At 25.6% G+C, this 13,981-nt stretch carries 13 protein-coding genes; 6 read left to right on the top strand and 7 right to left on the bottom strand.

Features of this window, described 5'->3' with window-relative positions; translation table 11 throughout:
• Positions 1–585: 2,3-bisphosphoglycerate-dependent phosphoglycerate mutase (locus LDP10_RS02435; RefSeq protein ID WP_265197156.1), on the top strand; the 585-nt coding region annotated here is incomplete at its 5' end.
• Between the two features lie 58 nt (positions 586–643).
• Entirely contained in the window at positions 644–1,606 is a 963-nt protein-coding gene (pfkA, locus tag LDP10_RS02430) for a 6-phosphofructokinase (RefSeq protein WP_265197155.1), read from the top strand.
• A 134-nt stretch (positions 1,607–1,740) separates the two neighbouring features.
• Here pfkA and tpiA read toward each other — a convergent pair whose 3' ends face one another.
• From tpiA to serS, 7 genes are all read right to left on the bottom strand, one after another.
• Complete coding sequence (gene tpiA, locus LDP10_RS02425; protein ID WP_265197154.1) at positions 1,741–2,496, bottom strand: triose-phosphate isomerase; 756 nt, start codon at positions 2,494–2,496, stop codon at positions 1,741–1,743.
• A gap of 125 nt (positions 2,497–2,621) precedes the next feature.
• Positions 2,622–2,900 (bottom strand): integration host factor subunit beta, encoded by a 279-nt coding sequence (gene ihfB / locus LDP10_RS02420; protein ID WP_265197153.1) that lies wholly within the window; start codon positions 2,898–2,900, stop codon positions 2,622–2,624.
• Positions 2,901–2,975: 75 nt separating this feature from the next.
• The gene (rpsA, locus tag LDP10_RS02415; protein WP_265197152.1) at positions 2,976–4,646 is read right to left on the bottom strand and encodes a 30S ribosomal protein S1; all 1,671 of its coding nucleotides are present in this window, start codon (positions 4,644–4,646) and stop codon (positions 2,976–2,978) included.
• 120 nt (positions 4,647–4,766) lie between these two features.
• A complete protein-coding gene (gene cmk / locus LDP10_RS02410; protein WP_265197151.1) occupies positions 4,767–5,441 on the bottom strand; it encodes a (d)CMP kinase in 675 nt (224 codons plus the stop codon).
• A 149-nt stretch (positions 5,442–5,590) separates the two neighbouring features.
• On the bottom strand, positions 5,591–6,880 hold the full coding sequence (aroA, locus tag LDP10_RS02405) for a 3-phosphoshikimate 1-carboxyvinyltransferase (RefSeq protein ID WP_265197150.1): 1,290 nt from the start codon (positions 6,878–6,880) through the stop codon (positions 5,591–5,593).
• Positions 6,881–6,922: 42 nt separating this feature from the next.
• The gene (gene serC, locus LDP10_RS02400) at positions 6,923–8,011 is read right to left on the bottom strand and encodes a 3-phosphoserine/phosphohydroxythreonine transaminase (RefSeq protein WP_265197149.1); all 1,089 of its coding nucleotides are present in this window, start codon (positions 8,009–8,011) and stop codon (positions 6,923–6,925) included.
• Positions 8,012–8,254: 243 nt separating this feature from the next.
• Positions 8,255–9,550, bottom strand: a complete 1,296-nt coding sequence (gene serS, locus LDP10_RS02395) for a serine--tRNA ligase (protein WP_265197148.1) — start codon at positions 9,548–9,550, stop codon at positions 8,255–8,257.
• Between the two features lie 378 nt (positions 9,551–9,928).
• Here serS and trxB point away from each other — a divergent pair, with 378 nt between their 5' ends.
• From trxB to LDP10_RS02375, 4 genes are all read left to right on the top strand, one after another.
• Positions 9,929–10,894, top strand: coding sequence for a thioredoxin-disulfide reductase (trxB, locus tag LDP10_RS02390; protein ID WP_265197147.1), 966 nt, complete (start codon positions 9,929–9,931; stop codon positions 10,892–10,894).
• A 258-nt stretch (positions 10,895–11,152) separates the two neighbouring features.
• Positions 11,153–11,371, top strand: a complete 219-nt coding sequence (gene infA / locus LDP10_RS02385) for a translation initiation factor IF-1 (RefSeq protein ID WP_265197146.1) — start codon at positions 11,153–11,155, stop codon at positions 11,369–11,371.
• Positions 11,372–11,667: 296 nt separating this feature from the next.
• Positions 11,668–13,425 carry an aspartate--tRNA ligase gene (gene aspS / locus LDP10_RS02380; RefSeq protein ID WP_265197145.1) on the top strand — a complete coding sequence of 586 codons (1,758 nt, stop codon included), beginning with the start codon at positions 11,668–11,670 and terminating at the stop codon, positions 13,423–13,425.
• 189 nt (positions 13,426–13,614) lie between these two features.
• A partial coding sequence (locus LDP10_RS02375; protein WP_265197144.1) for a YebC/PmpR family DNA-binding transcriptional regulator occupies positions 13,615–13,981 on the top strand: 367 nt, incomplete at its 3' end.

The raw sequence follows: 13,981 nt of genomic DNA, 5'->3' as shown, positions 1-13,981 counted from the left end.
GCCGCAAAATTATTAAATTCAAAAGAATTTACTTTCGATATAGCATATACTTCAATGTTAAAAAGAGCTATTCATACTTTGTGGCTAATTCTTAAAGATCTTAATCAGTCTTGGATTCCAATTAACAAATCTTGGCATTTAAATGAAAGACATTATGGAGCTTTACAAGGTTTAAATAAATTAGAAACTGCTAAAAAATACGGAGTAGAACAAGTAAAAAAATGGAGAAGAAGTTTTAATACTATTCCTCCTAAAGTAGACATTTTAGATAAACGATTTCCGGGCAACGATATTCGTTATTCTCACTTAAAACCTGAGCAACTACCAGTTTCTGAAAGTTTAGAAATCACAATAAACAGAGTTATCCCTTATTGGAATAAAATAATTTTTCCATCTTTGAAAAAAAATAAAAAAATAATAATAGTAGCTCATGGTAATTCATTACGTGCCTTAATAAAATATTTAAATAATATAGATAATGATAAAATATTAGAATTAGAAATACCTACAGGTATGCCTATTGTTTATGAATTTAATAAAAAATTTGAACCTATTAAATATTTTTATTTAAAAAATAATTCATAATGTTCATATTTAAATAAAATTATTTTTAATTTATAATAATATTTATTATGAGGAAAATATGATTAAAAAAATAGGAGTACTTACCAGTGGAGGTGATGCTCCTGGTATGAATGCAGCTATTAGAGGTGTTGTAAGGACAGGACTCGGTAAAAAATTAGAAGTATTTGGTATTTATGATGGTTATTCAGGATTATATAACAATAGAATTGTTAAATTAGATAGATATAGTGTTTCTGATATGATAAATAGAGGGGGCACTTTTCTAGGTTCTGCACGTTTCCCAAAATTTAAAGAAATTGAAACAAGAGAAATAGCCATTAAAAATTTAAAAAAAAAAGAAATAGATTTTCTTATAGTAATCGGAGGAGATGGATCTTATATAGGAGCTAAATTATTAACGGAAATGGGTCTTCCTTGTATTTGTTTACCAGGTACAATAGATAATGACGTAGTTGGAACAGATTATACTATAGGATATTTTACGGCATTAGAAACCATTGTAGGTGCTATTGATCGATTACGAGACACATCTTCTTCTCATCAACGTATCTCCATTGTAGAAATTATGGGCAGACATTGTGGAGATTTAACTCTTGCTGCTGCCATTGCAGGAGGATGTGAATTTATTCTGTTACCAGAAATTAATTCTACAAAAGAAGAATTGTTAAAAGAAATAAGAAAAGGTATCAAAAAAGGTAAAAAACATGCCATAGTGGTAATAACAGAACATATTTGTGATGTTGAAAAATTGGCAAAATATATTGAAAAAAAAACTAAAAGAGAAACAAGAGCCACTATTTTAGGACACATTCAAAGAGGAGGATCTCCTGTTGCTTATGATCGTATTTTGGCTTCGAGAATGGGTGCTTATTCTGTAGAATTGTTATTAAAAGGATATAAAGGGCATTGCATAGGGATAAAGAATGATATTATGATACATAATGATATCACTTACGCTCTTAAAAATATGAAACGTACTTTTAAAAAAGATTGGCTAAAAATTGCAAAAAAATTATATTAAAACATAATAACATATTATTTATACGTAATAATATAATTTGTATAGTATATAAATTATATAAATTAATTATTTTTATCAAAAAAACACCAATAAAATTAAATATAGATAAAAATAATTAATTTTATATTTAAAAACTAAAATGCATTTACAATATCAATTATTTTTTTAAATTTGTTATAATTTAAAGAAGCTCCTCCTACCAATACGCCGTCAATATCAGCTTCATATAATAATTGAGCTACATTATTTTCATCTACTGATCCGCCATATTGAACCGATATTTTGTCAGAATTAACAAAACCGTATTTTTTTATGTATTCTTTAATAAATCTATGTATTTTTTGTACAGAAGATGGAGTAGCTGTTTCTCCTGAACCGATTGCCCAAATTGGTTCGTAAGCAATAATGGTATCATTAAATATTTGCGGACCACAGATGGAAATAACAGAATTTAATTGTCTTGCACATACTTCTTGAGTTTGTCCTAATTTTTTTTCTTCTTTGTTTTCACCAACACATAATATTGGAATTAAATTAGCTTTTTTAACTAATTCAAATTTTTTTGCAATGAGTGTGTCACTTTCTTTATGGTATTTTCGACGTTCAGAATGACCAAGAATAACATAATCGATACCTATATCTTTTAACATATTTACAGAAATTTCTCCTGTAAATGGACCACTAAGATTTACATCTATATTTTGTGCTCCTAAAAAAATATTTTTTTTATAAATTATTGTCTTAGCTAAATATAAATATATTACTGGAAAAGACATTATTATTTTACATTTTTCTTCTATATCATGTTTATTCAATAGATTTAAAAAATTAAGAATACTTACTTTATTACCATTCAATTTCCAATTAGCTATGATTAACTTTTTTTTCATATTATAAAATCGCTTTTAAAATTTAAATATTACGTAATTATTAATACAACTAAGTTAAAATACCATAATGATAGTTACTTAGTTGTATTAAATTATAATATAGTTAACATTTACAAAAAAATAAATCACACATTTACTCTATCTCTTAATTTTTTTCCAGCTTTAAAATAAGGAACGTATTTATCTAAAAGGTAAATAATGTCACCTGTCTTAGGATTTCTACTTTTTCTAGAACGTCTATAATGTAAAGAAAAACTGCCAAATCCTCTAATTTCTATACGATTACCTTGTTTTAATGAATAAATTATGTGTTCTAAAATTTTTTTTACTGCTGAATCTATTTTCTTTTTTGGAATGTAATTAACAGATTTGAAAATTCTTTTAAATAATTCTGATTTAGTCATAAATCCTCTAATAAATATTATTATTTATATAAGAATTAATTAATATTCTAAAATATTTTTATTTACTAAAAAAAATTATTCTATATTTTTAGCTACTCTAAATGCTTCTGTCATAGCATTAGAAAATTTTTTATCTTCTGTTTTATTATCAGAATTTAAAACTGGTTCTATTTCTTTTAATTGAATGATAAGATGAATAAATCTATTTTTACGATCAATGTTATTCAATTTAGCTTCTACAAAATCTCCGATATTAAATTTTACTTCTTTTCCTAAATTATAGTTAACAGGAAATAATACATCAGAATGTTTAAAAACACCTTCTACTCCTGCTGATAATTCAACGGTAAAAGATTTGGTATCACTTTTAATAATTTTACCAGTAACCACAGATCCTTTCTTATTATTCATAATATAAGTGTGAAAAGGATCATCTTTTAATTGTTTAATACCTAATGATATACGTTCACGATCAGCATCTACCTGTAACACAACAGCAGATATTTCATCTCCTTTCTTATATTCTCGAACAGCTTCTTCTCCAGATTTACTCCAAGAAATATCAGATAAATGCACCAATCCATCAATACCACCAGATAATCCAATAAAAATCCCAAAATCTGTAATGGATTTGATCTTTCCTTCTACTCGATTACCTTTTTTATGTATCTCTGAGAATTCTTTCCAAGGATTTACCTTACACTGTTTCAAACCAAGAGAAATTCGGCGACGATCTTCATCTATATCTAATACCATTACTTCTACTATGTCATTTACTTTTACCACTTTAGAAGGATGAATATTCTTATTCGTCCAATCCATTTCTGATACGTGTACAAGACCTTCTACACCTTCTTCAATTTCAACAAAACATCCATAGTCTGTTAAATTAGTTACTCTTCCTGTAACTTTTTTTTCTTCAGGATAACGTTTAGAAAGGGCTATCCATGGATCTTCTCCTAATTGTTTCAAACCTAATGATACTCTTGTTTTTTCACGATCAAATTTTAAAATTTTAACATTAATTTCATCACCTACATTAACTATTTCACTTGGATGTTTTACTCTTTTCCAAGCCATATCAGTAATATGCAGCAAACCATCTACACCACCTAAATCCACAAAAGCACCATAATCAGTAAGATTTTTTACTATTCCTTTAACTTCTATCCCTTCTTGTAAATTTTTTAAAAGATAATCTCGTTCGGCACTATTTTCTGATTCTATCACTGCTCGACGAGATACTACGACATTGTTTCTTTTTTTATCTAATTTTATTACTTTAAATTCTAATTCTTTTCCTTCTAAATGTATAGTTTCACGAACTGGTCTGACGTCAACTAAAGATCCAGGTAAAAACGCTCGAATATCATTTAATTCAACTGTAAATCCACCTTTAACTTTTCCATTAATTATTCCCAACACTGAATCAGATTTTTCATGCGCCTGTTCTAAAATTATCCAAGATTCATGCCGCTTTGCTTTATCGCGTGACAAAATAGTTTCACCAAATCCATCTTCTATGGCATCTAAAGCCACATCAACTGTGTCTCCTAATTTTATTTCAAACTTACCTTGAGAATTTTTAAATTGTTCAGCAGGAATCGCTGATTCAGATTTAAGACCTGCATCAACTAATACAATATCCTTATTGATAGAAACAACTATACCTTGAATGATAGATCCTGGTTGAGTTGTAATTTCCTGTAAAGATTCAGTAAATAATTTGGAAAAAGATTCTGTCATATTAATAATGTTAAAACACTTTTTATAAACGTAGATTTAGCATCTTGCTAAATTAGTGTTATTTGTAAGATTTACAATATTCCTTATCGTAAAATTATAATATCAAATTTTAATAAAAAATTAATTTAATTTTTTATTAATGTGACTTATAGCAATATTGAACACCGCTTCAACATTGATATCGGTAGAATTTATTATTAAAGCATCTTTTGGTACCGATAACGGGCAACATGATCTATTTTGGTCCTGTTGATCTCGTTTCTGCATGTCGGACAAAATGTTATTAAAATTAGCATTGATGCCGTTATTTTGTAGTTCTGAAATACGCCTTTTAGCTCTAATTTTAATATTAGCATATAAAAATATTTTAACTACAGCATCGGGAAAAACTACAGTTCCCATATCGCGGCCATTAGTTACCAAACCTGGAGATTTTCTAAACAATCTTTGTTTGTGTAATAGAAATTTTCTAATATGAGGTAAAGTAGCAATTTCCGATGCAAAATTTACAATATTGTGTAACATCAATTTTTTTTTTAAAACATTTATGAAATAATAATTTTTAAAAAAATCATTTTGTAAGTTTAAATAAGAATCTAATTTTTTTTCAATAACATCAATATTCTTTCTATCAAAAGAAAGTTTATTTTTTAATATAATAAACGATACTAATCTGTATATGAATCCTGATTCAAGTAAATTCCATTTCAGTGCTTTAGAAATATTTTGACTAAGCACACTTTTCCCAGCTCCACTGAATCCATCAATTGCAACCACAGGAACTAGTTCTTTCATTTATTTTCCTAATATATATGATTCAATATAATTTAGTATTAAAAAATTATTTAATGATACTTCAGAATAAAAACAAAATTTAATTTTAAAATGTCTTTGTTAATAGATCAATAAAATATTTTTCTCTAATAATATACATATAAAATACATTAATTAAAACTAATGCTTGATAATACAGGAAAATAATTAGGAAATGTTTTTGAAGTACATTTTGGATTTATAATTGAAACAATAGCATCTGATAATGCTATTAAAGAAAAACACATAGCCATGCGATGATCATTGTAAGTTTCGATATTGGCATTAAAAAATTTTTTAGGAGGAGTAATGGATATGTAATCTTTGCCTTCTATAACTTCTGCACCTATTTTCCTTAATTCCGTAGACATCGCAGCTAATCTATCGGTTTCCTTAACTCTCCAGTTGTAAACATTACGAATAGTAGTTGTACCTTTAGCAAAAAGTGCAACAATAGCTATTGTCATTGCTGAATCGGGAATATGATTCATATCTAAATTAACGGCATGTAAAGTGTTTCTAGTACATGAAATAAATTCATCTCCCCAATTAATAATTGCTCCCATATTTTTTAATACATTAGCAAAATTAATATCTCCTTGTATACTTTTTGATCCGATTCCAGTTACACATACTGTACCTCCTTTAATTGCTGCTGCTGCTAAAAAATATGAAGCTGAAGATGCATCACCTTCTATCCAATATTTTCCAGGAGATCGATATTTTTGATTCCCTTTTATATAAAAAAAACGATAAGCATCATTATGAATAAAAATTCCAAATAATTTTATTAAATTTAAAGTGATATCTATATAAGGTTTAGAAACTAGTTCTCCTTTAACAATAATTTCTGTATCTAACGAAGCAAGAGGAGCCGACATCAATAATGCACTTAGAAATTGACTGGAAATACTACCATTTATTTTTAATTTGCCTCCTAAAAATCCTCCCTTAACATAAATAGGAGGATAATGTTTATTATCACAATATTCAATAGTAGCTCCTCCTTGTCTTAAAACATCTACTAAATGGTGAATCGGTCTTTCTTTCATCCTGTTATCACCAGTTAGCAAAACATTATTTTTTCTTAAAGAAAACATAGAAACCAACGGTCTCATTACAGTACCTGCATTTCCTAAAAACAAAGATAATTTTTTCCCAATGCTAAATGGTTCTCCCTGACCATATATTTCACATTCTGTATTATTATTATAAAGAGTATATTTAATGCCAATTTTTTTTAAAGCATGTAACATATGATATATATCATCACTAACTAATAAATTTCTTAAATATGTTTTTCCATGTGCTACAGCACTTAGTAATAGCACTCTATTAGAAATACTTTTAGAACCAGGTAATTTTACATTTCCGTTAATATAAGTAATAGGATTTAAAGTTAAAGAATCCTTAGTATGCAAAATAATCTCCGTCTAATTAGATTAATATTTAAATTGAAATTTTTATCCGTATTTATTTTCAAAATACACCATAAATTTAATTAATTCTTTAATTCCTTCTATGGGCATAGCATTATAAATAGAAGCTCTAAATCCTCCTACTATACGATGTCCTCTTAAAGCATGTAAACCATTATTGAATGATTCTTTTTCAAATAAATCTATTAAATTTTTATTTAATAATCGAAATGTAACATTCATATTAGATCGGTTTAAATGATTAATGTCATTAAAATACAAATCACTATTATCTATTGTTTTGTACAATAAATCTGATTTAACTTTATTAATAAATTCTATTTTTTTAACACCACCCATATTTTTTAACCATTTTAAGATTAATCCGGATACATACCAAGAAAAAGTAGGAGGAGTATTAAACATCGAATTATGATAAGATAATATTTTGTAATCAAGTATAGAAGGTGCAACATTTTTTGATTTTTTTAATAAATCATCTCGAATAATAACTAAAGTTATCCCAGATATACCAATGTTTTTTTGTGCACTAGCATAAATGATGCCATATTTTTTTACATTAATAAAACTTGATAAAAGAGCAGAAGAAAAATCACCGACAATAATTTTGTTATCCATACTAGGTTCTTCATAGACAGCAGTTCCGTCTATAGTTTCATTGGGACAATAATGAATATACGCAGGTCTTTTTGATATTTTCCAATTATGTGGAGATAAAATATATTTTTTCCCATTATATTCTTTTTTTACATTAATAATATTAGGAACACAATATTTTTCAGCTTCTATACGTGCTGCTTGTGACCAATAACCACTTTCTATATAATCTGGATTATTACTAAATTCATCTAATAAATTTATAGGAACAGCAGAAAATTGTCCTCTAGCACCTCCTTGACAAAATAAAACTTTATAATTGGATGGAATTTGCAGTAAATCTCTTAAATCTTGTTCAATTTCCTGAACTAATTGAAGAAAATGTTCATTACGATGGCTAATTTCCATTACTGATATACCTAATCCTTTCCAATTATATAAATCTTTTTTTATTTGACTTAACACTGAAAGTGGTAACATAGCTGGTCCAGCACTGAAATTATAAATTGTTTTCATAATTTTTACTCTATCTTTTAATTTATCAATGTTTTTCTTAATAAAAAATCAATGCATTTATTCATTTTGATGAAAATAATTATATATTATTAATAATCTATTTAAACAATTTAATTAGCAATTATAAATAGAGTTTCATTTGATAAAAATAAATATAAAATAAAATTATTAATAATAGAATTAAAAAATATTGCCAACATAAATTTTTTAATTATTCGCATACTATGACTAGTAAAATTTATATTAAGATATAAATTTTAAATTATTCATATAAGGTTTTCTTAACACTTCAGGTACTTTAATACTGCCATTTTTACACTGATAATTTTCTAAAATTGCTGCTAATGTTCTTCCTATTGCTAATCCAGAACCATTAATAGTATGAACAAAATATTTTTTTTTATCTGATTCATTAAAAAAACGAGCTTGTATTCGGCGAGCTTGAAAATCCGACATATTAGAACACGAAGAAATTTCTCTATAAATTTTTTGACTCGGAAACCATACTTCTAAATCATAAGTTTTAGTCGCAGAAAAACCTATTTCACCTGAACATAATAATACTTTTCTATAAGGTAACTTTAATAATTGCAATATTTTTTCAGCATGATTAGTTAATTTTTCCAATGCTTCCATAGATTTATCAGGATGTACAATTTGAACTAATTCTACTTTATCAAATTGATGCGTACGTATTAAACCTCTAGTATCTTTACCGTAAGAAGAAGATTCTGACCGAAAACAAGGAGTAAGAGCTGTTAGCTTAATAGGTAATTCATTTTCCTTCAAAATTTTGTTTTGAATAATATTTGTAAGTGGTACTTCTGCTGTAGGTATCAATATATAATTATTAGTTTTTTTTTCTTTATAAAAAGTATTTATGTGAAATAAATCATCACTAAATTTAGGTAATTGACCCGTTCCATATAAACTTTTTTGATTAACTAAATATGGTACATTAGTTTCTAGGTATCCATTTTCTTTTGTATGTATATCTAACATAAATTGACCTAGAGCACGATGCAGCAAAGCAATTTTCCCTTTCATAATGACAAATCGAGATCCAGACATTTTGGCTGCTGTGTTCCAATCAAATCCCTGTATATTTTCTCCTAAAAAAACATGATCTTGCACAAGAAAATTGTATTGTTTTATTTTCCCCCACCGCATTATCTCTTTATTATTTATAGATTCTGTCCCGTTTGGTATGTTACTATCCGGTATATTAGGTAAATTTATTAAAAAATTATGTATTTTTTCCTTTAACTCGTTAAATTCTAATTGAATAATACTTAAATCTTGATTAATTTTACTTACTCTCTTAATTAGTAATTTAATATCTGTATTGGTATTTTTTTTTTGTCCTATTAATTTTGATAGTTTATTACGACTAGATTGTAGTTTTTCGGTTTTTATTTGTAATTTTTTTCTTTTTTTTTCCATAAACGAAAATTCTTCTATATTTAGGGAAAAACCACGTCGCGCTAATTTCTTAGAAATTAATTCGAGTTTATTGCGTAAAAGATTAGAATCAAGCATAATTTATTTCAGTATATTTATACTATTTTGAATAGTTGTGAGTGTCATGACATAATGTTATATTAAATAACATTAAATACGATATAAAGTAATATTTATATCTAAATTTTAATTAATTTGATAAATAAACAAAAAATATAAAAAATTAACTCAGAAACGTCAAATGTATATTTGAAATTATAAAAAATATCAGGAAGTTATTAACCATTTTTTATTTAAATAAAATATCTATACAATAGATAAAATAATTTTTTGTACGAAAAAATAAAAAATTAATTTTATCTCAACAGTAAAATAAAATTAAAATATACGATGTATATCATTTTAAACAAAAAAATGAGTCATATATTATAATATTATTAAAGAATAATTGCAAAAATGAAAAAAAAAATAAATTACAATAAAAAATTAATTATTATCGGTTCTGGTCCAGCTGGATATACTGCAGCTATTTATGCATCAAGAGCTAATTTAAACCCAATATTAATAACAGGACCAAATCCTGGTGGACAATTAATGAACACTGATACAATTGAAAATTGGCCTGGAGATTATAAAAAATTAACTGGTTCTCACTTAATGCATAAAATGTATCTACATGCAAAAGAATTAAAAACACAAATTTTAGAAGAAGTCATCGTCAGTGTTCATCTTAAAACAAAACCTTTTCTTTTCGTTACAGAATCTAAGAAAAAATATACATCTGATGCCGTTATTATTGCTACTGGTGCGTTACCTCGTTATTTAGGTTTACCTTCTGAAACTATCTTTAAAGGCAAAGGAGTATCAGCATGCGCTGTGTGTGACGGTTTTTTTCATAAAAATAAAGATGTTTCTGTTGTAGGAGGAGGTAATACGGCTATAGAAGAAGCTTTATATTTATCTAACATAGCTCTTAAAGTTCATTTAATTCATAGAAAAAACACTTTTCGTGCAGAAAAAATATTAATATCTCGTCTTTTAAGAAAAGTACATGAAGGAAAAATTGTTTTACATACCAATTTCATAATAAACGAAATATTAGGAAATCAATATGGAGTAACTGGAGTGCAAATTAAAAATATAAAAAATGCAAATGAATCTAAAACATTAAATATATCTGGTTTATTTATAGCAATAGGACATACTCCAAATAGCTGCTTGTTTAAAAATCAATTAGAAATGCACAATGGTTATATAAAAGTTAATTTTAATCTGCATGGAAATTCAACTGCAACCAGTATTCCAGGTGTTTTTGCAGCAGGAGATGTAATAGATCATGTTTATAGACAAGCTATTACTTCTGCTTCCACTGGATGCATGGCAGCATTAGATGCTGAACGTTATTTAGACACACTTATTTAATTGATTTTTTAATAATGCATGTGTATTAAAATTACATCCCAAATATGGAAATTAATTGAATTGATATATATATATGTTAAATTTTATAATTATAAATAGCATATATTTATTCAAATAATTAAATATATTAAAAATATAAAATATTTTATTTCTAACTTATATTTGTAAAAATAATTTTATAATAATATTTTAAATATTTTATATTAATTAATGTTATTATAAATAACATCAACTTAACAATTAAAGCTAGAGAATGCAATGAAAAAAGAAGAAAATATAGAGATGCAAGGCATTGTAATAGATACATTACCGAATACTACATTTCGAGTAGAATTAGAAAATAAACATATTGTTACTGCTCATATATCAGGAAAAATGAGAAAAAATTATATTCGTATATTAACAGGAGATAAAGTTACAGTAGAACTAACTCCTTATGATCTAAGTAAAGGTAGAATTATATTTAGAAGTCGATAATAATAAATAATTTTTTTTTATGCAAATGTTATTTTAAATCAATTCTTAATACTTTAAATATTGATTTTTATTTTAATTAACAATTATTATTTTTATAATAAAAAAATGTATTTTTTAAAACAAAAAATAAATAATATTGTTATAATTTTTTAATAAAAAATTATTCTATTGTACTAATAATATTTAACTATCGATTTCAAAAATCACATTACATTAAATATATTTATAATCTTAAAATATCTAAAATTGTTTCTTACGTACTATTAAAATAAATATTTATATTAAAAAGGATATCAATGAGAACTAAATATTGCGGAAAATTGGGATTATCAGATGTTGATAAAACAGTTATTTTATGTGGTTGGGTTAATAAAATTCGTGTTTTTGGGAACATTATTTTTATTGATATGCGTGATCAAGAAGGTATTGTTCAAATCTTTTTTGATGGTAAAATAATATTTTTAAAAGATGTTTTAAAATTAAAAAATGAATTTTGTATTCAAGTAACCGGAGTTGTTAGAAAAAGAGAAAAAAAAAATATTAATCCTGATTTAAGTACTGGAAATATAGAAGTATTAGCAATAAAATTAAATATAATTAATACTTCTGAAATTTTGCCTTTAGATTATAAAAAAAATAATTCCGAAGAATTACGTTTAAAATACAGATATTTAGATCTTCGTCGTCCTGATATGGTAGAAAAAATTAAAATACGTAATGAAATTTATAGTACTGTAAGATCTTTTATGAAAAAAAATAAATTTTTGGAAATTGAAACACCAATGCTCACAAAACCGACACCTGAAGGTGCTAGAGATTACTTAATACCCAGTCGAATCCATTTAGGAAAATTTTATGCATTACCTCAATCACCTCAATTATTTAAACAATTATTAATGATTTCAGGTATTGATAGATATTACCAAATTACAAAATGTTTTCGAGACGAAGATCTGCGCTCAGATAGACAACCTGAATTTACACAAATTGATATTGAAATGTCTTTCATAAAAACTATAAAATTACGAAACATAATGGAAAATATGATACGAAATTTATGGATGAAAATAAAAAAAATAGATTTAAAAATATTTCCTGTAATAACATATAAAGAAGCTTTACACCGATTTGGTTCTGATAAACCAGATTTAAGAAATCCAATAGAATTAATAGATATTGACGACATTTTACAGGATAATAATAATCCTATATTTTTAAAATTTATTAATAATGATAATTACCGAATTACAGTTTTATGTATTCCAGGAGGTAATGTACTTTCTCAAAAAAAAATAAATTCATATAAAAATCTGGTAAAACAATATGGAGCTAAAAAATTATTTGATATAAAAGTTAATGATATTGAATTAGAAAAAAAAGATACTAAAAATTCAATATACCGATTTTTAAATAAAACAACACTTAAAAAAATCATTCTAAAAACGTCAGCAAAAAGTACAGATTTAATATTATTGATTGCAGATAAAAATGATATAGTGACACGAGCCTTTGGTGCTTTACGATTAAAAATAGGGAAGGATATTAACATTATTAAAAAATTCAGTTGGAAACCATTATGGATAATTGATTTCCCTATGTTTAAGAAAAATAAGATAAGTACATTTTCTCCTGTGCATCATCCTTTTACAGCTCCTAAAAATATGACAATCGAACAAATACAAAAAACACCAGAAAAAGCCATTGCTAACTCTTACGATATAGTTATTAATGGATATGAAATAGGAGGTGGTTCAGTCAGAAATCATAATAAAAAAATGCAAGAAACTATTTTCGATATTCTGGGTATTCCAATTGATACTCAAAAAGAAAAATTTGGTTTCCTTATAGATGCATTAAGTTATGGAGCACCTCCTCATGCAGGTATCGCTTTTGGATTAGATCGATTAGCAATGTTATTAACTGACAGCAGTAATATCAGAGATGTGATTGCTTTTCCAAAAACTACTGCAGCATCTTGTCTTATAACTGATGCACCGAGTAACATGGATTCTAGTCTGTTAAAAGAATTATCTATTTATATTAATAATAAATAATATTATTTATCATCAATAAACATCGTCATTAATAAAAATTGTTATAAAAATTAATTTGTAGATATTATGAGTATAATATGTGTTGCTGTTTTTTTAGTACATAATATAATATAAAAATTATTTTAATGTAATAAAAATTTTAAAAAATACATCTTATAAAAATATATAAAAATACTTAGAGAAAATAAAATGGCAGGACACAGTAAATGGGCAAATACAAAGCATCGCAAAGCTTCTCAAGACTTTAAAAAAAGTAAAATTTTCACAAAAATTATTAAAGAACTGATTATTGCTTCCAAATCTGGAGGAGAAAATCCTAATACAAATCCTAATCTACGTGCTATTATAGAAAAAGCTTTGAACCATAACATGTCTCTTAATACAATTAATAGAACTATCAATAAAAAAAATAATATTAATAAAAATTATTCTCTTAAAAGAATTCAATATGGAGGATATGGTAAAAAAGGAATTGCTATTATATTAGATTGTTTAAGTGATAATAAAAATAGAACTGTTGCTGAAATACGTTATATTTTTTCAAAATTTAATTTTA

Origin of the sequence: Buchnera aphidicola (Pemphigus obesinymphae), assembly GCF_026122815.1 — a bacterium.
Taxonomy (GTDB): Bacteria; Pseudomonadota; Gammaproteobacteria; order Enterobacterales; family Enterobacteriaceae; genus Buchnera_C; species Buchnera_C aphidicola_BJ.
This window is presented reverse-complemented; position numbering and strand designations above follow the sequence as displayed.

Coding starts and splice junctions, on each gene's coding strand:
- serS (WP_265197148.1), bottom strand. CDS start 9,550: ATGCTTGATTCTAATCTTTTACGCAATAAACTCGAATTAATTTCTAAG.
- pfkA (WP_265197155.1), top strand. CDS start 644: ATGATTAAAAAAATAGGAGTACTTACCAGTGGAGGTGATGCTCCTGGT.
- aspS (WP_265197145.1), top strand. CDS start 11,668: ATGAGAACTAAATATTGCGGAAAATTGGGATTATCAGATGTTGATAAA.
- rpsA (WP_265197152.1), bottom strand. CDS start 4,646: ATGACAGAATCTTTTTCCAAATTATTTACTGAATCTTTACAGGAAATT.
- trxB (WP_265197147.1), top strand. CDS start 9,929: ATGAAAAAAAAAATAAATTACAATAAAAAATTAATTATTATCGGTTCT.
- cmk (WP_265197151.1), bottom strand. CDS start 5,441: ATGAAAGAACTAGTTCCTGTGGTTGCAATTGATGGATTCAGTGGAGCT.
- ihfB (WP_265197153.1), bottom strand. CDS start 2,900: ATGACTAAATCAGAATTATTTAAAAGAATTTTCAAATCTGTTAATTAC.
- serC (WP_265197149.1), bottom strand. CDS start 8,011: ATGAAAACAATTTATAATTTCAGTGCTGGACCAGCTATGTTACCACTT.
- infA (WP_265197146.1), top strand. CDS start 11,153: ATGAAAAAAGAAGAAAATATAGAGATGCAAGGCATTGTAATAGATACA.
- tpiA (WP_265197154.1), bottom strand. CDS start 2,496: ATGAAAAAAAAGTTAATCATAGCTAATTGGAAATTGAATGGTAATAAA.